Source organism: Acidovorax radicis (genome assembly GCF_020510705.1).
GTDB lineage: Bacteria > Pseudomonadota > Gammaproteobacteria > Burkholderiales > Burkholderiaceae_C > Acidovorax > Acidovorax radicis_A.
Window position 1 is genome coordinate 3,467,521 of the sequence record NZ_CP075184.1, and the last position, 24,677, is coordinate 3,492,197.

Annotated in this window: 25 protein-coding genes; 18 read left to right on the top strand and 7 right to left on the bottom strand. The window is 65.6% G+C overall.

Going from position 1 to position 24,677, the window contains the following annotated elements:
* The first annotated feature begins 87 nt into the window (after positions 1-87).
* The 6 genes from KI609_RS15835 (at position 88) to KI609_RS15860 (ending at position 5,685) form a co-directional block, all read left to right on the top strand.
* Complete coding sequence (locus KI609_RS15835; protein ID WP_226444541.1) at positions 88-1,023, top strand: M23 family metallopeptidase; 936 nt, start codon at positions 88-90, stop codon at positions 1,021-1,023.
* Between the two features lie 170 nt (positions 1,024-1,193).
* Positions 1,194-2,156: an IS1595 family transposase gene (locus KI609_RS15840; protein ID WP_226444542.1), complete on the top strand. Its 963-nt coding sequence runs from the start codon at positions 1,194-1,196 to the stop codon at positions 2,154-2,156.
* Positions 2,157-2,187: 31 nt separating this feature from the next.
* Complete coding sequence (locus KI609_RS15845) at positions 2,188-2,724, top strand: pseudouridine synthase (protein WP_226444543.1); 537 nt, start codon at positions 2,188-2,190, stop codon at positions 2,722-2,724.
* Between the two features lie 77 nt (positions 2,725-2,801).
* Positions 2,802-3,407: a TetR/AcrR family transcriptional regulator gene (locus tag KI609_RS15850; RefSeq protein ID WP_226444544.1), complete on the top strand. Its 606-nt coding sequence runs from the start codon at positions 2,802-2,804 to the stop codon at positions 3,405-3,407.
* 387 nt (positions 3,408-3,794) lie between these two features.
* Complete coding sequence (locus KI609_RS15855; protein WP_226444545.1) at positions 3,795-4,796, top strand: NADP-dependent oxidoreductase; 1,002 nt, start codon at positions 3,795-3,797, stop codon at positions 4,794-4,796.
* Positions 4,797-4,980: 184 nt separating this feature from the next.
* Positions 4,981-5,685: an SDR family oxidoreductase gene (locus tag KI609_RS15860; RefSeq protein ID WP_226444546.1), complete on the top strand. Its 705-nt coding sequence runs from the start codon at positions 4,981-4,983 to the stop codon at positions 5,683-5,685.
* 68 nt (positions 5,686-5,753) lie between these two features.
* On the opposite strand, the gene KI609_RS15865 is transcribed toward KI609_RS15860, so the two are convergent.
* The gene (locus KI609_RS15865; protein WP_413463433.1) at positions 5,754-6,341 is read right to left on the bottom strand and encodes a DUF2242 domain-containing protein; all 588 of its coding nucleotides are present in this window, start codon (positions 6,339-6,341) and stop codon (positions 5,754-5,756) included.
* A 603-nt stretch (positions 6,342-6,944) separates the two neighbouring features.
* Here KI609_RS15865 and KI609_RS15870 point away from each other — a divergent pair.
* Both KI609_RS15870 and KI609_RS15875 read left to right on the top strand, forming a co-directional pair.
* Positions 6,945-7,403: a thermonuclease family protein gene (locus KI609_RS15870; RefSeq protein ID WP_226444548.1), complete on the top strand. Its 459-nt coding sequence runs from the start codon at positions 6,945-6,947 to the stop codon at positions 7,401-7,403.
* Between the two features lie 300 nt (positions 7,404-7,703).
* Positions 7,704-8,888: an MFS transporter gene (locus KI609_RS15875; protein WP_413463434.1), complete on the top strand. Its 1,185-nt coding sequence runs from the start codon at positions 7,704-7,706 to the stop codon at positions 8,886-8,888.
* Positions 8,889-8,941: 53 nt separating this feature from the next.
* Here the strand turns inward: KI609_RS15875 and KI609_RS15880 are convergent, their stop codons facing one another.
* Positions 8,942-9,877 (bottom strand): DHH family phosphoesterase, encoded by a 936-nt coding sequence (locus tag KI609_RS15880; protein WP_226444550.1) that lies wholly within the window; start codon positions 9,875-9,877, stop codon positions 8,942-8,944.
* A gap of 150 nt (positions 9,878-10,027) precedes the next feature.
* On the opposite strand from KI609_RS15880, the gene KI609_RS15885 reads away from it, so the two are divergent.
* The 6 genes from KI609_RS15885 (at position 10,028) to KI609_RS15910 (ending at position 14,666) form a co-directional block, all read left to right on the top strand.
* Complete coding sequence (locus tag KI609_RS15885) at positions 10,028-10,828, top strand: pseudouridine synthase (protein ID WP_226444551.1); 801 nt, start codon at positions 10,028-10,030, stop codon at positions 10,826-10,828.
* 68 nt (positions 10,829-10,896) lie between these two features.
* Entirely contained in the window at positions 10,897-11,847 is a 951-nt protein-coding gene (locus KI609_RS15890) for an NAD(P)H-dependent flavin oxidoreductase (RefSeq protein WP_226444552.1), read from the top strand.
* Between the two features lie 150 nt (positions 11,848-11,997).
* Complete coding sequence (locus KI609_RS15895) at positions 11,998-12,531, top strand: MgtC/SapB family protein (RefSeq protein ID WP_226444553.1); 534 nt, start codon at positions 11,998-12,000, stop codon at positions 12,529-12,531.
* A 276-nt stretch (positions 12,532-12,807) separates the two neighbouring features.
* The gene (locus KI609_RS15900; protein WP_226450464.1) at positions 12,808-13,653 is read left to right on the top strand and encodes a DMT family transporter; all 846 of its coding nucleotides are present in this window, start codon (positions 12,808-12,810) and stop codon (positions 13,651-13,653) included.
* A gap of 147 nt (positions 13,654-13,800) precedes the next feature.
* Positions 13,801-14,019, top strand: a complete 219-nt coding sequence (locus KI609_RS15905; protein WP_226444554.1) for a hypothetical protein — start codon at positions 13,801-13,803, stop codon at positions 14,017-14,019.
* Between the two features lie 107 nt (positions 14,020-14,126).
* On the top strand, positions 14,127-14,666 hold the full coding sequence (locus KI609_RS15910; protein ID WP_226444555.1) for a DUF924 family protein: 540 nt from the start codon (positions 14,127-14,129) through the stop codon (positions 14,664-14,666).
* A 60-nt stretch (positions 14,667-14,726) separates the two neighbouring features.
* Here the strand turns inward: KI609_RS15910 and KI609_RS15915 are convergent, their stop codons facing one another.
* A complete protein-coding gene (locus KI609_RS15915) occupies positions 14,727-15,662 on the bottom strand; it encodes a succinylglutamate desuccinylase/aspartoacylase family protein (RefSeq protein ID WP_226444556.1) in 936 nt (311 codons plus the stop codon).
* 105 nt (positions 15,663-15,767) lie between these two features.
* Here KI609_RS15915 and KI609_RS15920 point away from each other — a divergent pair, with 105 nt between their 5' ends.
* Both KI609_RS15920 and KI609_RS15925 read left to right on the top strand, forming a co-directional pair.
* Positions 15,768-17,594: a hypothetical protein gene (locus KI609_RS15920; RefSeq protein WP_226444557.1), complete on the top strand. Its 1,827-nt coding sequence runs from the start codon at positions 15,768-15,770 to the stop codon at positions 17,592-17,594.
* 311 nt (positions 17,595-17,905) lie between these two features.
* Entirely contained in the window at positions 17,906-18,049 is a 144-nt protein-coding gene (locus KI609_RS15925; protein ID WP_226444558.1) for a hypothetical protein, read from the top strand.
* 117 nt (positions 18,050-18,166) lie between these two features.
* On the opposite strand, the gene ylqF is transcribed toward KI609_RS15925, so the two are convergent.
* Positions 18,167-19,138 (bottom strand): ribosome biogenesis GTPase YlqF, encoded by a 972-nt coding sequence (gene ylqF, locus KI609_RS15930; RefSeq protein WP_226444559.1) that lies wholly within the window; start codon positions 19,136-19,138, stop codon positions 18,167-18,169.
* 92 nt (positions 19,139-19,230) lie between these two features.
* Between ylqF and KI609_RS15935 the strand changes: the two genes are divergently transcribed.
* Entirely contained in the window at positions 19,231-19,500 is a 270-nt protein-coding gene (locus KI609_RS15935; RefSeq protein ID WP_413463327.1) for a hypothetical protein, read from the top strand.
* 80 nt (positions 19,501-19,580) lie between these two features.
* On the top strand, positions 19,581-19,766 hold the full coding sequence (locus tag KI609_RS15940) for an oxidoreductase-like domain-containing protein (RefSeq protein WP_226450468.1): 186 nt from the start codon (positions 19,581-19,583) through the stop codon (positions 19,764-19,766).
* Positions 19,767-19,852: 86 nt separating this feature from the next.
* Here KI609_RS15940 and KI609_RS15945 read toward each other — a convergent pair whose 3' ends face one another.
* The 3 genes from KI609_RS15945 to KI609_RS15955 all read right to left on the bottom strand — a co-directional run bounded on the left by KI609_RS15945 (position 19,853) and on the right by KI609_RS15955 (position 24,672).
* Complete coding sequence (locus KI609_RS15945; protein WP_226444560.1) at positions 19,853-22,135, bottom strand: FUSC family protein; 2,283 nt, start codon at positions 22,133-22,135, stop codon at positions 19,853-19,855.
* A gap of 31 nt (positions 22,136-22,166) precedes the next feature.
* Entirely contained in the window at positions 22,167-23,690 is a 1,524-nt protein-coding gene (gene gshA / locus KI609_RS15950) for a glutamate--cysteine ligase (RefSeq protein ID WP_226444561.1), read from the bottom strand.
* Positions 23,691-23,763: 73 nt separating this feature from the next.
* Positions 23,764-24,672 (bottom strand): SDR family NAD(P)-dependent oxidoreductase, encoded by a 909-nt coding sequence (locus KI609_RS15955; RefSeq protein WP_226444562.1) that lies wholly within the window; start codon positions 24,670-24,672, stop codon positions 23,764-23,766.
* Positions 24,673-24,677: the final 5 nt, after the last annotated feature.

Consider the following 24,677-nt stretch of genomic DNA (forward strand, 5'->3'; position numbering starts at 1 on the left):
TGCGGGCCGTGCAAGCGCGGCCACAACGCACTTGCCACGCACCTGCCACACACTCACCCTCACCGCATTTTTTACTGTTGCCCTGCCGTGTCTGAATCTGCCCACCCCGCCCTCCCTGCCCTCATCCACCCCGCCCGCCTCATCAACCGCCGCAGCGCCTTGATCGGCACGGCGGGCCTTCTTGCTCAGCCCGCCCTGGTGGCGCCACTGCACGCCAAGCCCTTGCCACCCGCACCCACGGTATGGCCCCAGGCGCTGCAGGTGCCAGGGGGCGTGGCGCGGCTGTCGCTGGGCCCGGCGGCCACACGGCCCGTGGCGCAGGTGCGCCAGGGCGATGTGGACGTGCCGCTGCGGGTGGTGGGCGACGCCATTGAGTGGACGGCCGTCGTGGGCATACCGCTGGCCGCTGCGCCGGGCGATGCCTTCATCACCGTGTTGGCCGAAGGCGGCGGCAGCCCGCGCCTGGTGCACTACAGCGTGGCCCCCAAGCAATACCAAGAGCAGCGCCTGAAAGTGTCGCCGCGCACGGTGGACCTCTCGCCCGAAGACCAGGCCCGCTACGAACGCGAGCGCGATCACCAGGCCGGGGTGATGGCCACCTTCACCGAGCAGCCTGCAGGTGCGGCCCTGCCATCGCTGCGCATGCGGGTGCCCGTGCCGGGGCGGCGGTCCAGCTCGTTCGGGCTGCGGCGCGTGTTCAACGGCCAGCCGCGCAATCCGCACAGCGGCATGGACATCGCCGCCGCCACGGGCACGCCCGTCGTGGCGCCGCTGCCGGGCCGGGTGATTGACGTGGGCGACTACTTCTTCAACGGCGGCACGGTGTGGCTGGACCACGGCCAGGGCCTGCTGACCATGTACTGCCACCTGAGCAGCGTGGATGTGCGCGTGGGCGATGTGGTGAACGCGGGCGATGCGTTCTGCAAGGTGGGCGCCACCGGCCGCGTGACCGGCCCACACCTGCACTGGGGCGTGATGCTCAACCGCACCATGGTGGACCCGGCGCTGTTCGTACCCGCATAAGGCGCAGAGCCTTTCACCATAGCTATTCATTTGATAGCTTCTACCGCTTATCCATCAAGCGCTAGAGGCCATTTTTACCTGATTAGCGACATACCTCAGATTGCGCAGAACAAAGCCCAGCCAGAGGACTCCAACGGACATGCCGAGTTCTCGGCGCCAAGGAGCAAGCGATGTCCATCAACACCATCCAGTTCCAGCGCGGGCTGTCGCTGCCACAATTTCAGTCTCAGTACGGCAGCGATCAGCAGTGCGAGCAGGCCCTGGTGGCCGCCCGCTGGCCCGATGGCTGGCAGTGCGCGCATTGCGGCTGCAAGCGCTTTTTTCACCCCCGCAATGGCACGGGCCGTCTGCTGTGGGAGTGCTTGCTTTGTGGCTACCAAAGCTCATCCATCGTGGGCACTGTGATGGAACACACCCATGTGCCCCTAAAGCTGTGGTTTCTTGCCATGTACCTGCTGACGCAGAACAAGAACGCCATCAGCGCCCTGGCGCTCAAGCGCCAGTTGGGCGTGTCCTACAAAACGGCATGGCTGATGAAGCACAAACTGATGCAGGCCATGGCCCAGCGCGATGCGCGCTACCTGCTGCAAGGGCGGGTGGAGATTGACGATGCCTACCTTGGGGGCGAGCGGGCAGGCCACATCAACGGCGGGCGCCGCGCAGCCAACAAGACGGCCTTCGTCGCCGCAGTGCAGACCAGCGTCGATGGCCGGCCCCTGTACATGCACTTGACGCCTGTGCAGGACTTTACCAACCAGCACATGCGGCAATGGGCACAGGGCCACCTGGCGGCGGGCTGCCACGTGGTCAGCGACGGCACGCGTGCCTTTGCGCAGGTGCAGCAGGCGCAGGCCACGCATGAGCGCCACGTGACTGGAGGTGGGCGCCAGGGGGCGCAGACACCTCAGCTGCGTTGGGTGAACACCTTGCTGGGCAACCTCAAGACCAGCATGGCAGGAACCTATCACTCGTTTGACCACACCAGGTATGCCCAGCGCTACTTGGCCGAGTTCTGCTGGCGATTCAACCGCCGCTTTGATCTGCCTGCCATGCTGCCCAGACTGTTGAAGGCCTTGGTGACTACTGGCCCACTGCCTTTGAAGCTGCTGCAGGTATCTGAGGTAAGTAGCTAATCAGGCATTTTTAATCAAAACTCTTCCACGCATGACCCCGCGCCTGATCCGCTTCAACAAACCCTATGGCGTGCTGAGCCAGTTCACGCCCGAAGGCAAGTGGCAGGGCCTGAAGGACTACATCGACCTGCCCGGCGTGTATGTGGCCGGGCGGCTGGATGCCGACAGCGAAGGGCTGCTGCTGCTGACCAACGACGGCAAGCAACAGGCCCGCATTGCCGACCCGCGCTTCAAGATGGAGAAGACCTACTGGGTGCAGGTGGAAGGCATCCCCAGTGCTACCGCGCTGGCCGCACTGCGCAGTGGCGTGGTGCTGAACGACGGCCCCACCCTGCCCGCCCGCGCGCGCCTGCTGGAGCCCGCGCCTGCGGTGTGGGACCGCACCCCACCCATCCGCGAGCGCAAGGCCATCCCCACCACGTGGATCGAACTCATCATCCGCGAAGGCCGCAACCGCCAGGTGCGCCGCATGACGGCCGCCGTGGGCCACCCCACGCTGCGGCTCATCCGCGCGGCCATCGGGCCCTACACGCTCGAAGGGCTTGCGCCGGGTACTTGGGAAGGTTGACGCGGGCCAACCACGCCCGAAAGTGCTGCGCCGCAAGCTATACGGCTATCAGCCTGCACGTTTTTTTCAAAACATGTATGATGATCATCATGCGAAACATAAAAACGAATGCCAGGACTGCCGCCAAAGAGGCGACCCACGAGCGTATCGTGTCGGTCGCATCACGCGCCATCCGCCGCAGTGGATACGACGGCACGGGTGTCGCAGACATCATGAAAGAAGCGGGTCTGACACACGGCGCGTTCTATGCACACTTCGACTCCCGTGAGGCCATGTTGGCCGAGGCATCCCGCCAGGCCTGCGCCGACTCTGCATTGGCTGTGGCCCGCGTGGTGGCGAGTGCCCCAGCCCAGCAGGCCCTGGCGTCCATGTTGGGCGCTTACCTCTCGCGCGAGCATGTCCAGCAAACCGAACGAGGGTGCCCACTGGCCGCACTGGGCTCTGAAACGCACCGGCAGACCCCCGAGGTACGCCGCATCACCACGCAGCACATCAAGGAAATGATCGACTTGGTGGCACGCCAGTCGCCCGACTGGGGACAACCCGATGCACACGAACACGCGCTTGTCACGGTGGCCACCATGGTGGGCGCGCTGGTGCTGGCCCGGGCGGTGGACGAACCATCGCTGTCGGATGGCCTGCGAGAAGCAGCACTCAAACACCTGTCGCCTCCCGGCCACTGAATTCGACCCTCGCCACGAGCTATCGGCAGGTGTCCGGTAGGGGGTGATTTTTGTAACCTGATTTTTTCATTTTTCGCTCGCTATTACAAATGATGATCATCATGCCAGTAAGCCACCAAACCATCAACGACTGCGACCCGCTCCATCAAGAAATGAGCGCGCCAGGTCGCGTGAACGGCCCACGCGCTGGTGGGGCACTGCAATGAGCACCCACGGCACAGTGGCATGGGTCACAGGGGCTTCTTCGGGCATTGGCCAGGCCACGGCCCTGCAGCTGGCTGACGCCGGTGTGCGCAAAGACCTGCGGCTGCAGGGCTGAAAAAACGTTCACACCACCATGCCCGTCACAACACACCCAACACGCCCAACACCAACCAAGGGAACACCATGAAAGCCTTTGTCATCGATAAGTACGCCAAAAACCGCGCCCTGCGTTTGGCCGACCTGCCCCAACCAGAGCTGCAGGATGACGAAGTGCTGGTGGAGGTTCACGCCGCTGGAGTGAACCTGCTCGACGCCAAAATCCGCAACGGCGAGTTCAAACGCATCCTGCCCTACAAGCTTCCGCTCACCCTGGGCCACGATGTGGCGGGCGTGGTGGTCAAGGTCGGCCCGCGTGTGCGGCAGTTCACGCCGGGTGACGAGGTCTATGCGCGGGTGGATGACTTTCGCATCGGCACCTTCGCCGAGTTGGTACCCGTCAAGGAGACCTCACTGGCGCTGAAGCCCCGCAACCTCACGATGGTGGAGGCCGCCTCGATACCCTTGGTGGGCCTTACGGCATGGCAGGCGCTGGTAGAGCGGGCCCAACTTCACCGTGGGCAAAAGGTGTTTATCCAGGCGGGTTCTGGCGGTGTGGGCACGTTTGCCATCCAGCTGGCCAAACACCTGGGCGCTACGGTGGCCACTACCGCCAGCGCAGGCAGCGCAGCCCTGGTCAAGGGCCTGGGCGCCGATGTCGTGGTGGACTACAAGACCCAGGATTTCGAAGAGGCGCTGCACAACTATGACGTGGTGCTAAACAGCCAGGACAGCAAGACGCTGGAGAAGTCGCTGCGTGTGCTCAAAGGGGGCGGCAAGCTGCTGTCGATCTCGGGCCCACCCGATCCCGCATTTGCAAAAGGCATCGCGGCCCCGGCGTTCGTGAAGTTCGTGATCCGGCTACTGAGCGCTGGCATCCGCCGCCGGGCGCGCGCGCGCCGTGTGGACTATTCGTTCCTGTTCATGAAGGCTGATGGCCGCCAATTGCAAGAGATCACCCGGCTGATGGAGGCCAAGGCCATCCGCCCCGTGATCGACAAGGTGTTTGCGTTCGATGCCACCAACGACGCGCTCAATTATGTGCAGACCGGCCATGCCAAAGGCAAGGTGGTCATCGAGGTCAAGTAAGGCCCTACCGATAGCTAGTCCACGGAATCACTGCACCGCTGCACCACAACACGCGTGCCGCATTCATCTGCCTTTCATCCTTGGCCCTCGGCCCTCGGCCCTCGTTCCCTTCCCTCTCACCTCTCACCTCTCACCTCTCACCTCTCACCTCTCACCTCTCACCTCTCACATTCTGGAGTTCCCCATGAAAATCGAAAACGCTGTGGTTCTTGTCACCGGTGCCAATCGTGGCATCGGCCTGAGTTTTGCGCGCGAATTGCTCGCCCGTGGCGCCCGCAAGGTGTACGCCGCAGCGCGCACCCCGGCCACCATCACGATGGCCGGGGTGCAGGCATTGCAGCTCGACGTCAACAAGCCTGAAGACGTGGCGGCTGCGGCGGCGCTGGCGCACGATGTAACGCTGGTCATCAACAACGCAGGCATCGCCCAGCCCGGCGGCTTTCTGGCGGCCGACAGCGAAGAAGTGACCCGCCGCCTTTTTGAAACCAACGTCTATGGCGTGCTGCGCGTAAGCAAAGCCTTTGCGCCCATCCTCAAGGCCCATGGCGGCGGTGCGCTGCTCAATGTGTTGTCGGTAGCGTCGTGGGTGAATGGCGGTGAGCTGGCGGCCTATTCGGCCAGCAAGGCAGCGGCCTGGTCGCTCACCAACGCCTTGCGCTACGAGTTGGCAGAACAAAAGACGCATGTGATGGGCCTGCACATGGCCTATGTCGATACCGACCTCACACGGGGCCTCAAAGCGCCCAAATCCAGCCCCGACGAGATCGTGCGCCGTGCACTGGACGGGCTTGAAGCGGGTGCGGATGAAGTGCTGGCCGACGACCTCACCCAGCACGTCAAATCAGGGCTGTCAGCCGATCGACCCAGCTATCTGCCGCCAATAGCCTGAACCGGTGTGACGCAAAAAGCATCCGCATGACTGTCGCAACAGCAACGTCTGTCCACCCCCAGCCCGCATCAATCCTCAGCGGTTTTATCCAGCACCAGGTAGCGTTTGACGAGATCAAAAAAGTTCTCGTAAAACGCGGCTTTGGCGATCGTCTCGCTGCCCACCTTGACCAGCGATTCGCTGGTGGATGAAAACGGCAGCGACACCGAGCCGATGGCGCCCACGCCCAGGCTGGCAGAGTTGTTGGTTTTGCGCAGCGAGAAGGTGTCCTGGGTGGCTGTGACAAAACCCAGGCTCACCTTGCCGTTGTCGGCCTCGGGCACACACACCACGCGCACCACCATCTGCAGGTGCGACTCGGGCTCGGGCTGAAAATTCTTGCTGCCTTCGACCATTTCTTTGGCGCTGGAGGAGATCACATACCCCTGGCTCAGCAGTGCGCGGCGCGATGCCTCGCAGGTCTCGACAGGGGTGGCGTCAAACAGGCGTGAATAGGTGGTGACAGAACCAAAATCTTCCTGCACCGAGAATTTCTTGGCGGTCGTGCCCACGCAGCCGGTCAGCAGCGCCAGCGCGCAGGCCGCAGCCCCCAGTGCGACAGCGCGGCCCAGGGGGCGCCAGCCACGGGTGGCCGGCAATGGTGCTGGAGAGCTCATCCATGGAAAACGCAAAACCGGGTACTCCTTGTTCATCGTCATCGGATTCGAATGCATCAAACGGGCCCCATCCATTGGTGGCGGGGTATCGACTGTCAGACGGGCGCAATAGCGCTCGGTTCCGTGGTGGGCCACAAGTTACTGCGCGCGCAATACACAACCGCCCGCCGCAGCCCCACACTATGGGGCCATTCCGCCACCGTTTGAAGGCACCAAAAGCATCCATCGCGTATCAATTGGCAGTGATCTGAGAGAAACCGGCCAACAACACGCGCATTTAACAATGCGAGCCTCAGGTTGCCGCGAATCGGTGCGCCGTCGCGCCTGCGTTGGAAGCCGGCATCGCGGTGCGCCCGCCCACTTTTTGCCGTGAAAATGCCGCCAGCCGATCAAACCTGCGGGTGCACAATGCTATACCATTGATAGCTGCTAGCGCTTATACATAAAGCGCCAGAGGCTAAAAACACCTCATTTTCTGCAGACCACGGATTTCGAGCCCTCCATCCCTCTTTTCGCTCGGGATGAGGCCACACGCCAATCCGGTAAAAACAATCTCCATCTGACGAACGCACGCCGTGTGCGCCGCGTTCCTACCCCACCTCCATGCCCATCGCCACTTTGCTTTGCCTTGTTGTCGCCATCAGCGACGGCGACACGTTGACCGCGCGCTGCGGCGCGCCCGGCGCCTACCACCCCGTCAAGGTGCGCATTGCCGCCATCGACGCCCCCGAATCCCGCCAGGCGTTTGGCCAGAAGTCGCGCCAGAACCTGGCGCGGCTGTGTTTTCGCCAGCGCGCGGCGCTGCAGCCTCTGGACACCGACAGCTACGGCCGCACCGTGGCCAACGTGCGCTGCGGCGGCACCGACGTGGCCACCGCGCAGGTACGCGCGGGCCTGGCCTGGGTGTACACACCCTATGCGAGCGCCCACCCCCACCTGGCGCCGCTGCAGCGCCAGGCACGCAGCACCGGCACGGGCCTGTGGTCCCAGCGGCGCCCCCAGGCGCCGTGGGACTACAGGCATCGGCACCACCGCACCCAAGAGCATGCCTTCGGGCACTGAAAAGCGCCCGGTCCACGGGTTTGTCTTGTAAAGCGCCGCATCGCCGGTCTCAGCAGATTTTGGCGGAAACCGATAGCATCGCCCGCCAGGCCCACCACCCGGTAGCGCCCATTTCAACCACCGCTGTCCCCAGGCCGCCCGCCCGGCGTGGGGGCCGATTTTCTTGAGCCTTGCCCGTTTGTGACCGCCCCCCACCCTTTGCCCGCCCACGCCGCGCCCGAACAAACCCCCACCAACGCCCCAACCGAAGCCCAGGCGGAACCGAACGTATACCGCCACGCCGGTTTTGTTTCTTTTCTGATGGCCCGTGTGGTGGCCGTGGTGGCCACGCAGGTGCAGGCCGTGGTGGTGGCCTGGCAGGTGTATGACATCACCCGCCAGCCGCTGGCACTGGCGTATGTGGGCCTGGCGCAGTTTCTGCCCATGTTGTGCCTACTGCTGCCCGCAGGCGACCTGATCGACCGTTTTGAGCGCAAGCGCATTCTGGCCATCAGCTGGTCGGTGGGTGCCGTGTGCAGCGCCCTACTGTGGTGGCTGGCAGGCCATGGTGCGGGCGGTGTGGCGGGCATCTATGCCGTGCTGGTGCTGTATGGCTGCTCACGTGCGTTCTCAGGCCCGGCCATGCAGAGCCTGCTGCCGCAGATCGTGCCGCGCGACCAGCTCGCGCAGGCGATTGCGGCCAACAGCATGCTCATGCGCACGGCCAGCATTGGCGGGCCGCTGCTCGGCGGCGTGTTGTATGCGCTGGGTGGCGGTCAGCTGACCTATGCCGTGTGCTGCACCTGTTTTGTGCTGGGTGTGGCGCTGCTGCTGCGGGTGGTGGTGGCCTACGCCACCGCACCGGGGCCCACCCAGGGCACGATGTGGCAGCGTTTTGGCGCGGGTATTGCCTTCATCCGCTCGCGGCCCATCATTCTGGGCACGATCTCGCTCGACCTGTTTGCGGTGCTGCTGGGCGGCGTGGTGGCCTTGCTGCCCATCTACGCCCACGAGGTGCTGCATGTAGGCCCTGCAGGCCTGGGGGCGCTGCGCAGCGCCATGGCCGTGGGCGAGGTGAGCGCTGGCCTGTACCTGAGCATGCGGCCCTTCAACCGCCGCGTGGGGCGCACCATGTTCATTGCCGTGGCGGTGTTTGGCGTGGCCAACCTGGTGTTTGCGCTGTCCACGGTGTTCTGGCTGTCTTTTGCCGCGCTGATGGTGGCCGGCTCGGCCGACATGGTGAGTGTGTACATCCGGAGTGCGCTGGTGCAGTTCTCCACCCCTGACACCATGCGCGGGCGCGTGAACGCGGTGAACATGCTGTTCATCGGCTCGTCCAACGAACTGGGCGAGTTTCGCGCGGGCACGAGCGCATCGTGGGTGGGCGTGGTGCCCGCCGCCGTAGTGGGTGGGCTGTGCACCCTGGGCGTGGTGGGGGGCTGGATGCTGGCGTTTCAGGCGCTGCGCAAGGTGGACCGTTTCGAAGAAGCCGCCAACGCCCATTGAGCCTTGGCCACATCACCAGGCCAGGCGCCCAAGGCGCAGGCCTGGTGAGACGCTCAGTGCGACTGCGGTGCCGTGGCGTTGAACGTACCCGTCAGCAGCTCAGGCAAGCGATCCACCGCCATCTTGAAACCACAGGCCTGAGCGTGGCCGCCGCCGCCCATGCTTTCGGCCAGCGCGATGCAATCAAAATTGCGCTGCGCACGCAAGCCCGCCTTCACACCCTTGGCGCTCGCACTCCACATCAGCGCAAAGGTGCCGGTTTTGGCCGACAACAAATCACCCACCAGGCTGTGGAACATGCCAGGGGCATTCACCATCAGGCCTTCGATGCCGTTGAAAACCAGGGGCTGCGCGCCCTCGGCAATATCGGCGGCGAGCTTGCGGTATTTTTCGTCCATGGCCGCGCCACGCGCCATGAACTGGGTAAGTTGCTCGGTGGCGAAGCCCGCAATCTCGCGCCAGCGTGCAAAGTCCTGCGGCTCCATGTCGAGGGCCGACAGAAAACCTGCGCTCTCGGCAAACTCCCACTTCCAGATGTCGCGGTCTTCCACATATTGCAGCAATGCAGGCACGGGCTCGTTGGGGTGAAAAAACTCCCAAGCCAGGCGCGCGCCCGACTTGTTCATATCAAAGTGCACCACGCCACAGCGGCAGGCAAAACCGGTGAGCTTTTCGGCCGCGCTTTTGTGGTGGTCCAGCATGACCAGCTTGGCCGCGCGCTCGTCCAGGGCACTCATCACCTCGGCAGAAAAAGAAAAATCGAGGATGTAGACCGCACGGCCCTGCACCGGTGGCAGGTCGTCGACAGACTGGATATCGCCGTGATCGAGCCCCAGATATTCGGCACGGTCGCCGTAGTAAAGCCACGCCGCCAGCGCGGCACCAAAACCATCGGGGCAGTTGCGCCCGTGGTAAAGAATCAGCGGGGCGGGGTCGTTGTGATCGGGGGCAACCAGCAGTTGCAGGGGGAGGATGGTTTTCTTCGTCATGACTGCCCATTGTCGCCGGGTCGATGCGCCGCCGCGCACCGCTCGGGTGATCGCCCGCGTTCTTTTGGCTGCACATCGTGCTGCACAATCCGTCCAGCCCTTCGCCTGCGCCTTCCCATGCAGGACCTCGCGCCGACAACCACCCCGCCCATGCCCCCACTACACATTCTCTGGCGCGACGCGCATCTGGTGGCCGTCTACAAGCCCGCGGGCTGGCTGGTGCACCGCACGGGGCTGGATGCGGGTGAGACCCGTTTTGTGATGCAGACCCTGCGCGACCAGCTGGGGCAGCATGTGTATCCCGTGCACCGGCTCGACAAGGGCACTTGCGGCGTGCTGGTGATGGCGCTGCACAGCGATGCGGCCCGCGCGCTGTCGCAAGCGTTTGAGCACGGCGCCACGCACAAGCGCTACCTGGCCATGGTGCGCGGCTGGGCGCCCGAGGCCACCGAGGTGGACCATGCGCTCAAACCCGACGACACCCCTGCCGATGCGGCTGTGCAAGACGCCCACACGCGCTTTCGGCGCCTGGCGCAGCTCACGCTGCCCGAGGCCAGCGATGCGCGTTTTGCCACCACCCGCGCCTCGCTGGTCGAGGCCATCCCCACCACGGGGCGGCGGCACCAGATTCGCCGCCACCTCAAGCACCTGGCGCACCCCATCCTTGGCGACGCCACGCATGGCAAAGGCCCCCTCAACCGCTGGTGGGCCGAGCGGCTGGGGCAACAAAGGCTGTGGCTGCATGCCTGGCAACTCACAGTGCCCCACCCGGTGTCGGGGGCCGTGATGACTTTTGACAGCGGGCTGCGCTGGCCCGGGCCTGCGGACTGGGGCGGCGGGCAGGAAGCCGCCGACGACCCCGCCGATGCATCCACCGCGCACCCCAGCGCTGACTGGCAACGCCTGTTTGCACAGCTGCCCTGGGAAGAGACACCCGCCTCGGCCCCGTAACGCGGGCGACACGGCGACGGCGTGCCCGTCGAAATAATGGGCACTCCCACCATCAGGAGACTCCGCCCATGACCGCACCCGCCACCAACCGCGTCCTTGCCCACACCGGTGCGCGCTACCCCATCATCCAGGCGCCCATGGGCTGGATAGCGCGCTCGCAGCTGGCCTCGGCGGTGTCCCGCGCGGGCGGGCTGGGCATCATCGAAACCTCCTCTGGCGAGACCGCCAACTGCCAGGCCGAGATCACCAAGATGAGCGCGCTGGGCCTGCCGTTCGGCGTGAACCTGCCCATCCGTTTTTTGAAGGACGACGCCATGCTGCGTTTTGTCTGCGCATCGGGCGTGAAGTTTGTGACCACCTCGGCCGGCAGCCCCGCCAAGTTCATCGCACCGCTCAAGGATGCAGGTATCACCGTCTACCACGCGGTGCCCACCGTGGATACCGCGCTCAAGTGCGTGGACGCAGGCATTGACGGCCTGGTGGTCGAAGGCGGCGAAGGCGGCGGCTTCAAGAACCCCGAAGAGGTCTCCACCCTGGTGCTGCTGCAGGCGATCCGCGCCCAAGTGGACGTGCCGCTGGTGGCCGCTGGCGGTATTTGCGATGGGCGCGGCATGGCGGCCGCTTTTGCGCTGGGCGCTGAAGCCGTGCAAATGGGCACCCGCTTTGTGAGCTGCGCCGAAAGCCCCGTGCATGCCAACTACAAAAATGCCATCGTCGATGCGGGTGTCACCGGCACCTGGATGCTCAACACCAAGGCAAGCCCCTGTATCCGCGCGCTCAAGTCGGCACGTACCCAAGCCATCCATGAGGCGGGCCTGATGCCGGCCGACAGCTTTGCTGGGATACAAAACGTTTATTTCAACGGCGACATGGAAGCGGCCCCTGCACTCGCGGGCCAAACCGTGGGCCTGATCGATTCCATCAAGACCGCACAGCAAATCGTCGATGACACGGTGGCAGAGTTTTTTGCCATCAGCCAGCGCATGGGCGCCATGGCCGCTGCGCACGCGTTTGGGTAAAGCCCGCGCCCTGCGGGGCCGCGTCCTACGGCAGCAGGCGCCAGAAGCCGGCGGACTGATCGGGGCATGTGACGCACAGTGTGTGGCTCACCTCGGCCTGATTTTTTGCGTGCAGCGCATGGCCGCCCAACACCTCAGAACAAGGCACCCATGACTGACTGGTGGCAACCCATCACCCACACCATCGCCGCAGAGTTTTCGGACGTGTCTGACGCGGCGCAGGCCACGCGCATTGTGGTGCGCCTCGGGGTGGCGGCTTTGCTCGGTGGCGTGTTGGGATGGGAGCGTGAACAGGCGGGCAAGGCCGCCGGGGTGCGCACCCACATGCTGGTGGCCATGGGTGCGGCACTCTTTGTGCTGGTGGCACAACAAGCCGGCATTGCGGCTGCCGACAACAGCCGGGTGTTGCAGGGCATCATCGCGGGCGTGGGGTTTCTGGGTGCAGGCACCATTCTCAAGGGCGATGCAGAGGGCCAGGTCAAAGGCCTGACCACCGCCGCCGGCATCTGGCTCACGGCGGCCATCGGTGTGGCGGCCGGTCTGGGCCTGGAGGCCACGGCCGTGCTGAGCACCTTGCTGGCATTGGTGGTGCTGTGGGCGATACCGGTGCTGCACGACAAGGTCACCCGCAGCGCGAAGCCATCGCGCCCGGCGGCTGCTGCGGCCCCAGCGCCGCACGAATAAAAATCGGCGCGCTGCGCGCAGGGGCCCATCGACCGCACCTAGCAGTCCACCCATCGCTGCGCTACACTTTTTGGCCACCCTTGCCTGCGACGTGCGTGCGCAACATCGACGCGGCGGGCCTCGTTCCCGTGCTCCGGTCTTCCAGAGCCACACCAAGTGCCGCCCGACGGTGCGCCCATGAAACCACCTGCACGCTCCCTTCCCGGCCATCCGGCACCTGCACCGAACCCATCGACCGCAGCACACACCGCCGCGTCTGAAAACCTGCGCGGCATCATGGCCATGGTCGTGGCGGTGGGGTGTTTTTCGCTGATGGACGCGCTGCTCAAGACCTTGGCAGGCAGCTACCCCGCCATGCAGGTGGCGGCGCTGCGGGGCTGCGCAGCGTTGCCGCTGGTGGCCTTGTATGTGCTGTGGCGCGGGGAAGTGCGCCGCTTGCTCAAGGTGCGCTGGCCGCTGCATTTGCTGCGCGGCGTGATCAATGTGAGCATGTTGTCCTTGTTTGCCTACGCGCTCAAGGAACTGGACCTGGCCGAGGCCTACACGCTGTTTTTCATTGCGCCGCTGCTGATCACGGCGCTGTCCACGGTGGTGCTGGGCGAAAAGGTGCGCGCCACCCATTGGGTGGCCATTGCGCTGGGCATGGTGGGGGTGCTGGTGGCGCTGCGGCCCAGCCAGGATGCGTTCTTTACCCTGGGTGCGCTGGCCGTGCTGGGGGCGGCCTGTGGCTATGCCGTGTCGGCCATCACGGGCCGCGTGCTTTCACGCACCGATTCCAGCGCCAGCCTGGTGTTCTGGACGACCACGTTCCTGGCACTGGGCGCCACCACCCTGGCCTGGCCCCACTGGGTGAACGTGGCGCAGGCGCACTGGCCGCTGGTGGCGGGCCTGGCAGTTACGGGTTTTTTGGGGCAGGTGGCCATCACCGAGGCCTTTCGCCACGGGCAGGCGTCAGTGGTGGCGCCGTTTGAATACACCGCCCTGGCCTGGGGCATGGGCCTCGACTGGCTGCTGTGGCAGGCCGTGCCAGGTGTCTGGACCCTGCTCGGCGGCGCGATCATCGTGGGCAGCGGCCTGTATCTGGTGCGACAGGAACGCGCCCAGGCGGTGCTGCCACCCTGAAAGCGCTGCGACAGCGGCCATGCCCCCATCAGCACCCAGGCCCGTGGCCCGCATCCACACAGCGCATGGTCTGACAGCATCGCAACGCCTGGGGCCATCCAATGCAGTGATCAGCACTGCGGCACCGCCGCTCAAGGAGACCATTGCATGACACAACACGCCACCATCACAGGCCACGTGACCTACACCCCAGGCGACGGCGCTCCCCTGACCATCCCCAAAGGCCCGGTGGAGCTGGATGCCGCCAAAGACAGCACCACCCTGAGCTGGACAGCCGACAATGATGCCGTCGGCGCAGCCGCCATCCCTCACGATCAGTTCAAGCAATATGTGCGCGATGGGAAGATACGCATTGACGACCAATAATGCGCAACACCACGGCGAGCGACGCACGGTAGAAACACTCAATTTTGATAGCTGCCAGCGCTTTATCAACAAGCGCTGGCGGCCCATTTGACTCAATAAACTGCTCCATGCAAAGCCAAGCCATTCTGGATTTCTGGTTCCAGGAACTCACACCCGCCCAGCACTTTGCGCAAGACGGCGCCCTCGACGCCCAGATCGCGGGGCGTTTTGGCGCCACCCTGGACGCAGCGCGCCAAGGCGAGCTTTGGGCCTGGCGCTCGAGCCCCCAAGGGCGCCTCGCAGAAATCCTGGTGCTCGACCAGTTCTCGCGCAACATCCACCGGGGCACGGCCCTGGCTTTTGCCAACGACGCGCAAGCGCTGGTGCTGGCACAAGAGCTGGTGGCGGGTGGACACGATGGCGCGTTGGCGCCTGCCCAGCGCGCCTTTGCCTACATGCCCTACATGCACAGCGAGTCAGCCACCATCCATGCGCAAGCCATGGTGTTGTTTGACCAGCCAGGGCTTGAAAACAACCTGCAGTTTGAGGCGCGCCACCGCGACATCATTGTCCGGTTTGGGCGATATCCGCACCGCAACGCGGCGCTGGGGCGCACCTCCACGCCTGAAGAGGTTGCGTTTTTGCAGCAGGCCGGTTCATCGTTCTGACCCGCTGACAGCGGGCCATGTTGATCACAACACAGCGCCCGCCGCCAAGTTAAGGAATGCTTACAGCGGCCGCGTGAGGTACACCGCCTCGCGGCCGACAATCGGCTCACGGGTGGGCATGAACACGGTGCAGTCGTCACACGGCGCGCGGATCTCGTCCTCGCCATCGGTGGCAATCAGTTCGTCTTCGGCAAACACCTCAAACCCCACCAGCGGCCGCACAAACCGGAAGTCCGGCGTGCGCACCATCAAGGTCTGCAGCAGCTCATAGCGGCTCTGCGGGCCTGGTGCGGGGCGGTCGGCAGGTGCGTCGACCAGGCCGAAGTGGGCCAGAAAATCAAGCGCTGCCGTTGTCGCCACGTTGGCCGCCGACTGCAGAAAATGCTGGCCGCACTCCACCACCAGCGCCACGCCTTGGCCCTCTGCCAGACCATGGCGGCCATGCTGGATGAGCGGAGTGCCCGACCCCAGGCCGCTGGGCATCACCAGGTGCACGGGCGGGCGGCCCAGGGCCAGTGCCACCGTTGCATTGCGCGCATATGCCGGGTAGACCCAGAAGGGCACCACGTCCTGGCTGGTGGAGTGGATGTCGAGGATGTGATCGGCCGCCGACACCACGGGCCGCAGTGCGCGCGCGCGCAAAAGCTCGGGGCTTTCTGCCGTGCCATCGAGCTCGCTGGCGGACCAGATGCGGTTGAGGTTGTGCACCAGCTGGCGGCTCTCGTGCGGCTGCGACGCGTCAAACGATTCGTAGGCCGCCACGTTGGCAAAACTGATGGTCAGCGTGCCGATGCGCGGGCGCACGCCGGTGTCGAGCAGATGCGTGGCCGCCACCATGCCGCAGATCTCGTTGCCATGCGTGAGCGCATTGATCAGCACGTGCGGGCCGGGCTGCCCTGACTCGAAACGGTGCACATAGTCGATCCCGACGTTGCCCTCGCGGTAAGCGGACAGGTCACGAGGCAACACTTCAAAAACAGGGAGATTCTGGGCCATGGCGGTGAATGGATAAGACAGCACATCATTGTCTGCGCAAAGCCGCAGGCTTGCAGGGGGCGGTGTACGATGCCCGCCGTTGTGCCCCTCCGCGCCTGTTGACCCATGCCTACCGTCCGACTTTGCCCGCTGGCCGATGTGGCCGACCAGATTCCGCCCGGGTGCTGGTTGGCAGAGCGCCTGGCGCATGCACCCGCTGAGCTGGCCAGTGAGACGGTGCTCTATATCGCGGGCGATCTGTCATTGCCCCAATTGCACCTGAATGCCCCGCTGGCCCCACACAACACACTGCGCGCCGCACTGCCGGACCTGGGCAGCCTGGGCCAACGACCGTACCCACAGGACGACGATGCGCAAGTGTTCGTCCCGGCATCGCCATTTCTCATTCTCATTGCAGGTCAACTGCACGTTGACGGTGCGCTGACCAGCGACCCACCAAGCGACACCGTCGACACCCCCACACACCTGATGGTGCTGGGGGATGCACACGTGCGCAACGCGGTGCTGAGCGGTCAACAAACGGACATACAGGGCGCCTTGCGCGTGGATGATCTGCTGTGGGGCGACAGCCCCCACAACAACGGCAAACCCGGCAGTGCCCACGGCGCTTTATCGGTGGCGGGAGGGCTGCAGGCCCGCGTGGCCCTGTTCACCGGCAACTACCGGCCACGCATCGGCGGTGTGGAGCAGGTGGAGTTCCTGATGGACGAGGTGCGGGGCGTGCCCCACCGGGCCGAATTCTCCAGCGAGATCATGGGCGCGGTGTTTGCCCCGGCGCTTCATGAGGGCGTCCACGACGGCGAGAACGGCCTTGCCAGCATGCTCAGCCGCAGCCGCGTGGTGGCGGCCGTGCGGGCGGGCGGCAGCGCCGCGTGCAGCAGCGCCAACATCCACGCTGCACAGCCGATGGCGCACGACCTGTGTGAAGGCGATGCCATCACGGCGCAGAACATTCTGGCGGTGGTGCACAGCCCCGTGATCGCCCACAAGGAGCACAAAGCGGCAGGATGGTTTGGCCAGACCGACTTCGCCCTGTGCCAGCGGCACGTGGACGAAGAAGGCGACCGCCGCGACGACAGCGTGTACATCACCGTGTGGAAGACCTGGGACTTTTATCTGGCGGCTGAGCGCGAGCCCGCGGCGCGCGGCCCCCTGCAAAAACTGATCGCTTTGCTGGGGCGCAAGGCACCGCCTGCTTCACCGCAGCTCACACTGATTTACCGCCGCTACACCAACGGCCAGGCGGGCGATTGGCAGGCCCTTGTACCCCCCACAGCCCAGCACGACGAACAAAGCCCGGCCATGAACCCGGCGCAGAATCGGGTGCCCCGCATGGAAGCCGGTCCCCACACCATGGACACCGGGCAGGCTTGGCAGGCCTGCCAACAAGCTTGGCGCGGTGTGCTGGACTATGTGCGCAAGGCCACGGGCCAGCACCACGCGCGCTACCCGCTCTACCAGCGCCTGCATGGCGAACTGACGGCCACAGCCGTCGAGGAATTCACCAGCCTGCCGGTGTTCACCGAGCGCTACAACGACTGGTGGGACAGCGACCACAACGGCTGGTGGGAGGGCGAGGTGTGGGTCGGCGCCCGCCAGCCCTGCATGCACAACGGCGAACCCTGGGGCCGCGCGCTCAAGCTCAGCTGGAAAAACGGCGCAGAGGCGCCCGGCGACGACCCGGACGACGCCCACAGCGCCTACCAGCTCGATGTGGACGAAGCCCGTGACGGCCCCCCCGTGGTCGTGTTCAGCTACACCCAGCGCCAAAGCGAACCCCGCACCGCCCTGCCCCGTGGCGCCGCCGACCACATGGCGCGGCTGCTGCGCTTTTACGGGCAGGTCAACACAAGCATCCGCGCCACGGACTTGCACGATCACGCGCAAGCGTGTGGGCAAAGTCCGTCGGCACCAGCAGGCCAGCACATTTAAGAGCCTGTTCAAAGCCCCAACGCCGCGTTGATCCCACACGGTGGGGCGCTCAAAAATGCGGGCCCGGGCCTTCTTGCGCCAGCGTGTCCTGCGCATTGCGCAACGGGTAGGCCCTGGCCCTGTGGCGGGTGATGCACCGTTCACACCATCCGGTGGCCGCACCGGGCTATGTGCAGGTGCTGGTCTCATGATGATGGCGCGCCAGACAACGCAGGCCGTTGCGGCCGCATAGTCACAGCGGCACAAAAGGGCATGGTTTGTGACGTACCATGCCGGCATGGTCCCATCCCGAGACCCTTAAAGGAGGCCCCATGGCAAAAGGCGAACAACGCAGCAACAAGATGGCGAAGAAACCCAAGAAGGACACTTCCCTGCCCAAGGAGCACACCGGCTCTGACCGCCCCATGCCCCCCATGACGGCAGTGATCCCACGCGGCAAGGACAAGAACAAGTAGCCTCTGGTCACTGGTTCGGCGGCGACGGATGTCGCGCCAACCATTCGCCAGGCCCGTTAGATTTGCTACTTAAATCATAGCTGCCAGCGCTTTATCCATAGGCGCTGGCAGCTATTTTTACGTCAGATCGCTGCCCGGTGAGGGTTCCCGCACCCCAGAGCCCTTGCCTTTGGATTTGGTGCGGGCATCTTTTTTGGCCTGGCGTTTGGCGTCTTCGGCCAGACCCGCAGCGCGCCAGGCTTCGAACTCGGCGGGATCTTCCAGCGTGATCCGGCCCAATATGGCCGAGCGGAAGTCGGTCATCACGATCTCGGCGGTTTTCTGCAAATTCACACGGCCACCGCCCAGCATGGCGCCACGCTTTCGGCCAATGGCTTCGAGCAGTTCCTCATCGTGCATGGTGGCCACGGTACCCGCAGGCAGGCCCAATTTGTAGCGCGCCTCCAGCAACGGCGCGTAGTGCTGCTGCAAGCGGCGCAGCAGCTCGAGCGCCACCAGTTCCTCGTCATAGGCGTTGCGCCCCACGGCACCGCTGGCGGCCAGGTTGTAGCCGCTTTCGGGCACCACGATGCGGGGCCACAACATGCCCGGCGTATCCCACAGATAGAAATCATCGGCCAGCGTGATGCGCTGCTCCAGCTTGGTGATGCCCGCTTCGTCACCCGTTTTGGCCTGGCGCTTGTTGGTCAGCGTGTTGATCAGCGTGGACTTGCCCACATTGGGCACGCCGCAGATCAACACCCGCATGGGCTTGGCCATGCCACCCCGGTTGGGCGAGAGCGCATGGCACCCGTCGATGAGCTTGCGCGCGGGCGCGGGGTCTGAGGCATCGAGCGGCACGGCGCGTGTGGCGCTCTGTGCGTTGTACCAATCGACCCACAGCGCGGTGCGCTCGGGGTCGGCCACGTCCTGTTTGTTGAGCACCTTGAGCGTGGGCTTGTGGCCCGTGATCTCGGCGAGCAGCGGGTTGGCGCTGGAGCCAGGCAGCCGGGCGTCCAGCACCTCGATCACCACGTCAATGTCCTTGATGCGCTCGGTGATGGCTTTTTTGGTCAGGTGCATATGACCGGGGAACCACTGGATGGCCATGCGGGGGTCTTTCTTCGTCGTACAAGTCTGTCGGTGGGTGGCAAGGATAATCGCGGTCTGCCCACCGCCGCCGCAACACGCTATTGAACACCATGCCCCGCCCCAAAATCGCCCCCGGCAAAACACCCGCGCCCCCGGTCCGCACCATCAGCAAGACAGACAAGGAGATGTTGTTCAAGGGCGTGACCTGCGCACTGATCGGGCTGGTGATCTTGCTGGCACCGTATGTGGCGCGGTCGACCAGCGTGCGCGAACTGATGGCCCAGGTCACGCTGGTGGGCTGGTTTGCGCTGGTGCTGGGGCTGGCATTTTTGGTGAACTACGCGTTGCGCCGCTTCAAAGCGCAACGCGGCGCCCGGTGAACAGGGGTGCAGCGGCGGGTACCGTTGACGCGCTCAACGCCATCACAGCCCCCATCGGGGATGCGGCGTCGGCAAGGGCCATGTTCGCGGCGCTGCAGGCCCGGGCCGCTGGCGCCGGCATCCGGCTTCGCACCCCACCGCCCGAGCCCACCACCTGTTGCGGCCGGGGCTGCAACGGCTGCGTGTGGGAGGGTTTTTTCGATGCAGCGGTGTATTGGCGGGATGAGGCGCTGCTGCAGTGGGAACCAGCGCGCACTGCGCCCTGACTGCTTCGCTCTGACCACTGCGAACGCCCTGCGGCAAAGCCCTGCACCGGATGGGCGCCAAGCCAGTGCACAGGCATCCTGGCACGCTATTTTTGTGGCAGCCCGTCTGCTGTGGGAGCAGCGCGCTCCGGCAGCAATGAAGGTGGTGTCGAAGGTGCCAGCCAGGCCCGCACCAGATCCGCGTCAGCGCGCACCTGTGCCGCCAGGTCGGTGGCCAGCCACAGGCGGCGCAGCAGCCAGGGGGTGAGGTCGCGCTCCAAGGGGCTGGGCAAGGGTTCGGGCACGGGCGATGCCAATGCGTCTGCCGCAACTGCGGGAGGTGGTGCCGCACCCAGCAGCAGTGCATTGATGCGTTCGGCAGCCTGTGCCAGCGGCCCCTGCACCTGATCGGCTTGCAGCAGGTCGCGGCGCAGCACCAGCAGGGCTTTGACGGCGGTGAGCTGCGCCAGCAACTGGTAACTGTGGGCCTGCAAATGCTCCAGCGGGGCCAGCGGCGGGCGCACGGCACGCGGCTCGACCAGTGAGCGCTGCGTAGCCTGCACCAGCGCCGAGAGGCTGTCATACGCTTCGCGCCGGGCCAGGCGCCAGGCCAGCTCGGGCGCAGTGTCCACCGCCTGGAACTGCCCCAGCCCCAGGGCGACATGCATGTGGCGCGCCTGCGCCGTGAGCGTGCGCTCCACCAGGCCTGGCAGCTGCGTACGCTCCCAGGACGGCAACACATAGGCAAAGGCCCAGGCGATGCCCGTGCCGATCAGGGTGTCGGCAATGCGCTCGAACAGCGCAAAGGTGGTGCTTTCGCCGCTGTTGAGCATGTGCGCCTGCAGCAGGCCCAGCGTGGTGGCGGCCACCGCCGTCACCACATAGCGGCGCAAGGCAAACCCGTGCGCTACCCCCTGCGCCAGCGTCAACCAGGCGATCAGCGCCAGCGGCGGCAGATGCGCCGCCAGCAGGCCCAGGGTCAGCACGCAACCCACCACGGTGCCCAGAACGCGGCTGTTGCGGCGCTCCAGCGTCTGCGCTAGGCTGCCGCGCAGCACCACGACGATGGTCAGCACCACCCAATAGGCGTGGGTGCCCCAGGGCAACAGCTGCGCCACGGCAAACCCCACCGCAATGGCCGCTGCCGCACGCAGCGCATGGCGCAGCGCGGGGGCCTGCCAGCGCCACAGCCCCGCAAAGGGCTTCCACGACCAGGTGGTGGGGCTGACAAACATCTGCCAGTTGCGGCGTACCACGGCCAGGTCGGGTTCGGCCTCGTCGCGGGCCAGGGCGATCAGGTGCAGCACTTCGTCGTTGATGCGGCCAATGCGGCCCGCCAGGGCCTGCGCGAGCAGCCCGGGTGCAAAACCCACTGCGGCAGCAGCGCCGTCATCACCGTGCACCGGGGTCGAGGCAAGGGTTTGCAGTCGCCCCCGCAGGCTCTCAAACGGCATGGGTTTGCGGCCCAGCAGCAAATCGTCCGCCAGCAGCGCGACCTTGGCGGCCAGGGCCCGCAGCACCACCTGCTGCCCCGCCAGTGCGGGGGCCTGCCCCGGCTGGCTGTGCAAGGTGTCGAGATCCAGTTCGCAGGCCAGCAGGTGGTCGCGCATTTCCAGCACCTGCACCAGCATGCCCGCCAGGCGCTGGCGCCGTGGGGTGTCGGGCGCTTCGAGCACCACGTCGCGTGCCGACTGCAGCTGGTCGGCCAGCGTGGCGTGGCGGCGCAGCAGCTGGCCGGTCAGCAGCACGGGCGTGCTGCCTGGCGCAGCAGGAGAAAATTGCTGGGCCTGCAGGCGCAGAAGGCCCGCCGTGGACAACAACGTGTCGGCGAGCAGTTGCACGCGATAGCGCGCATTGAGAAGGTGGTTGGCCACCAGCGAAAACGGCAGATACAGCAGCGCCCCCAGGCCGAAATACAAGGTGGTCGACAGTGCAGCCGCTGCCGGCTCGCCGCCCGTGTGCACGGGTACGGCCATGGCAAACACCATGGCCAGCATGATGGCAATGGCGACCGGCGCACCGCGCTTGCCCCACGCCATGCCCAAAAACACCAAAAAGGTGGCCGGCACCAGCAACAGTCCCAGCAGCACGGGCGTGGGATGCAGCCACTGCACGGCAAAAAACAGCGGCATGCTCAACACCGGCCCAGGCAGCATCTGCCAGAACTTGCCGCGCCGGGGCGCCACGCTGTCCGGCGGAATCGCGACGATCACCCCCACGGTGGCGGCGGCTGCCGCCAGCGCACCCAGCCACAGGTGCACACTGGCCGAGATCAGCAGCAGGCCGGCGGCGCCCACCAGACCGTTGAGTACGTAATGGCTCAGGGCCACGCGCCGCATGGCACGAAGGCGCGCCGCCATCCGAAGTCGCAAGGCGGTGCCTGTGGCCATGACAGGGTCCATCAACGTGCGCAGCGGCCGGTTATCCCAAACCCTGGGCGGCCATGTAGTGCTGGCGCCACTCTTCAAAAGGCTGGGTGTCGCCGTCTTCAATGGCCTTCTGGCTGACCAGGGACTGCTCGGCCTGCGCGGCGTGGCGCTCCTGCTGGTCGGCGCTCCACGGCAGGGCCAGCAGCGTGTCGCGGGCCTGCAAGGACTGGCTCAGGGTAAAGGCGGTGAAACTGTTGTCGTGCGCATGCGCCATCTGTGCAAGCACACGGGCCGAAGGCGTTTGCGCTGGCTGCGCCACCAGCGCGCGCGCACTGGCGAGGGCGGCACTGTAGTCGCCACTGGCGTGCGTGGCGTCCAGCGCTGCGGCCAGCGGCACACATTCGTCCAGCACCTGCGCGGCCCAGTCCACCAGCGGCACGTTCTGACCATTGCGCAGCAAGCACAGGCCCGGCTCGCGGCCACGCGCGGCCGTGAGGTGCTGGTTGTGTTTGAGCTCAGTGATCTCGTTGGGAGTGTCGGGCGGGCTGTCGGAGAGCAGGCAGTGCAGCAAAAACACATCCAGCAGGCGCATGGTCTCGGCCGTGATGCCCACGGGCACGAAGGGGTCGAGGTCCATCAGGCGCACCTCGACATACTCGACACCGCGCTCGCGCAGCGCATGCAGCGGGCGCTCGCCGGGGTGGATCACGCGCTTGGGACGGATGGTGCCGTAGAACTCGTTTTCAATCTGCAGCAGGCTGGTGCCCAGCTGGTTGTAATCACCGCCGGGATTGCGGATGCCCACGGCCTCATAGGCCGGATAGGGCTTGGTGAGCGCCTCGTGCAGCGAGTCGGCGTAGCCTTGCAGGCCGTTATAGCTCACGGCCAGCGTGGCTTGCGCGTCGCTCTGGTAGCCCAGGCGCCCCATGCGCAGCGAGGTGGCGTGGGGCAGGTACAAGGCCTGATCGCTCAGGCGCTGCAGCGCGTGGGGGCGGCCCTGGGCAAAACACGGACACAGCGCAGGCGAGGCACCAAACAGGTACAGCAGCACAAAGGCATGGCGGCGAAAGTTGCGGATCAGCGAGAAATACTGCTCGCTGGTGACACCCGGCATCGACCAGTTGTAGTGAATGCCACAAATGGTCTGCATGCGTCGGCCATAACGGTGGCCCAGGCCCATGCGATAGACGCTTTTGGCGCGCCCGACGTTGGAGCTGCCATAACGCGCCAGCGGAATCGTCTCGTCCGTGGGCAGGCGGCAGGGCATGCTCGACACCCACAGCGTCTCGTCGCCTTGTGCATGCAGCGCGCGCAGTGCGAATTGGTGAATCTCGGTGAGTTCGTCCAGGCACTGCTGCACACCCAGGTGGGCGCCCGTGACCAGTTCGATCTGCGACTCGCTGTAGTCGGTGGTGATGTGCGGGTGCGTGAGCGCCGAGCCCAGCGCCGCCGGGTGCGGCGTCAGGGCCAGATCGCCGGAGGGCTGTACGCGCAAGCCTTCCTTTTCGATGCCGCGGCGAATCCCTCCGAGCGTGTCTATCGGGTACGCGGCCAGTTTTTCGTGCAAAGTGCTCATAGGTATTTTTAACGATCCGTCGTCTGTCGGAGCGGAACTTAGCACGGAGCAGGCTGGCGCGCCCGGACAAATATCATGCCCTTGCGGCCAACGCCTTTCCCACTTCGTTGGTCCCCTGTGCTGCGCCACTTTGTGGTACCTGCTCGCCAGCACGCGCAGTGACCTCGGCCAAGCGGGCCGCCAGCTGCTCGGGCACATCCGCGCCGATCCCCACGTGGATGCCCTCGGTCAGCGTGATGTGGGCCGCTTCGAACGTGCCCGCACCAGCGCACAAAATGGTGCGCGTGGGCGCGCTTTCGTGCGCCAGCACCAGCATGGCGGGCACCACGGCCTCGGGCTTGAGGGCGTCCAGCACCTCTTGCGGCATCAGGCCTTCGGTCATGCGGGTGGCGGCCGTGGGGGCCAGCGCGTTCACGTGGATGTTGTGCTTGGCGCCTTCAATCGCGAGCGTCTGCATCAGGCCCACCTGGGCCAGCTTGGCCGCACCGTAGTTGGCCTGGCCAAAGTTGCCATACAGGCCGGTGGACGACGTGGTCATGACGATGCGGCCGTACTGCTGGGCCACCATGTGCGGCCACACGGCCTTGCAGCAGTGGGCGGCGCCCATCAGGTGCACATCCACCACCAGGCGGAAGTCGGCCATGTCCATCTTGGCAAACGACTTGTCGCGCAGGATGCCCGCGTTGTTGACCAGGATGTCCACCCGGCCCCAGGCGTCGATGGCCTGCTGCACCATGGCTTCGACCGCCGCAAAGTCGGTGACCGACGCGCCGTTGGCCAGCGCCTCGCCGCCCGCCGCGCGGATCTCGTCAACCACGGCCTGCGCCGCGCCCACGGTGCCACCACTGCCATCGAGCGCGCCGCCCAGATCGTTGACCATCACCTTGGCGCCGCGCGCCGCCAGCGCCAGCGCATGCTGGCGGCCCAGGCCACCACCGGCGCCCGTCACGATGGCCACGCGGCCCTTGAAATCAATACCCATGGTGA

Coding starts and splice junctions, on each gene's coding strand:
- KI609_RS15955 (WP_226444562.1), bottom strand. CDS start 24,672: ATGGGTATTGATTTCAAGGGCCGCGTGGCCATCGTGACGGGCGCCGGT.
- ylqF (WP_226444559.1), bottom strand. CDS start 19,138: ATGGCCATCCAGTGGTTCCCCGGTCATATGCACCTGACCAAAAAAGCC.
- KI609_RS15875 (WP_413463434.1), top strand. CDS start 7,704: ATGGCCCGTGTGGTGGCCGTGGTGGCCACGCAGGTGCAGGCCGTGGTG.
- gshA (WP_226444561.1), bottom strand. CDS start 23,690: ATGAGCACTTTGCACGAAAAACTGGCCGCGTACCCGATAGACACGCTC.
- KI609_RS15900 (WP_226450464.1), top strand. CDS start 12,808: ATGGCCATGGTCGTGGCGGTGGGGTGTTTTTCGCTGATGGACGCGCTG.
- KI609_RS15880 (WP_226444550.1), bottom strand. CDS start 9,877: ATGACGAAGAAAACCATCCTCCCCCTGCAACTGCTGGTTGCCCCCGAT.
- KI609_RS15895 (WP_226444553.1), top strand. CDS start 11,998: ATGACTGACTGGTGGCAACCCATCACCCACACCATCGCCGCAGAGTTT.
- KI609_RS15945 (WP_226444560.1), bottom strand. CDS start 22,135: ATGGCCACAGGCACCGCCTTGCGACTTCGGATGGCGGCGCGCCTTCGT.
- KI609_RS15890 (WP_226444552.1), top strand. CDS start 10,897: ATGACCGCACCCGCCACCAACCGCGTCCTTGCCCACACCGGTGCGCGC.
- KI609_RS15855 (WP_226444545.1), top strand. CDS start 3,795: ATGAAAGCCTTTGTCATCGATAAGTACGCCAAAAACCGCGCCCTGCGT.
- KI609_RS15940 (WP_226450468.1), top strand. CDS start 19,581: ATGTTCGCGGCGCTGCAGGCCCGGGCCGCTGGCGCCGGCATCCGGCTT.
- KI609_RS15870 (WP_226444548.1), top strand. CDS start 6,945: ATGCCCATCGCCACTTTGCTTTGCCTTGTTGTCGCCATCAGCGACGGC.
- KI609_RS15885 (WP_226444551.1), top strand. CDS start 10,028: ATGCCCCCACTACACATTCTCTGGCGCGACGCGCATCTGGTGGCCGTC.
- KI609_RS15840 (WP_226444542.1), top strand. CDS start 1,194: ATGTCCATCAACACCATCCAGTTCCAGCGCGGGCTGTCGCTGCCACAA.
- KI609_RS15905 (WP_226444554.1), top strand. CDS start 13,801: ATGACACAACACGCCACCATCACAGGCCACGTGACCTACACCCCAGGC.
- KI609_RS15860 (WP_226444546.1), top strand. CDS start 4,981: ATGAAAATCGAAAACGCTGTGGTTCTTGTCACCGGTGCCAATCGTGGC.
- KI609_RS15845 (WP_226444543.1), top strand. CDS start 2,188: ATGACCCCGCGCCTGATCCGCTTCAACAAACCCTATGGCGTGCTGAGC.
- KI609_RS15920 (WP_226444557.1), top strand. CDS start 15,768: ATGCCTACCGTCCGACTTTGCCCGCTGGCCGATGTGGCCGACCAGATT.
- KI609_RS15910 (WP_226444555.1), top strand. CDS start 14,127: ATGCAAAGCCAAGCCATTCTGGATTTCTGGTTCCAGGAACTCACACCC.
- KI609_RS15865 (WP_413463433.1), bottom strand. CDS start 6,341: ATGAGCTCTCCAGCACCATTGCCGGCCACCCGTGGCTGGCGCCCCCTG.
- KI609_RS15850 (WP_226444544.1), top strand. CDS start 2,802: ATGATGATCATCATGCGAAACATAAAAACGAATGCCAGGACTGCCGCC.
- KI609_RS15915 (WP_226444556.1), bottom strand. CDS start 15,662: ATGGCCCAGAATCTCCCTGTTTTTGAAGTGTTGCCTCGTGACCTGTCC.
- KI609_RS15925 (WP_226444558.1), top strand. CDS start 17,906: ATGGCAAAAGGCGAACAACGCAGCAACAAGATGGCGAAGAAACCCAAG.
- KI609_RS15935 (WP_413463327.1), top strand. CDS start 19,231: ATGCCCCGCCCCAAAATCGCCCCCGGCAAAACACCCGCGCCCCCGGTC.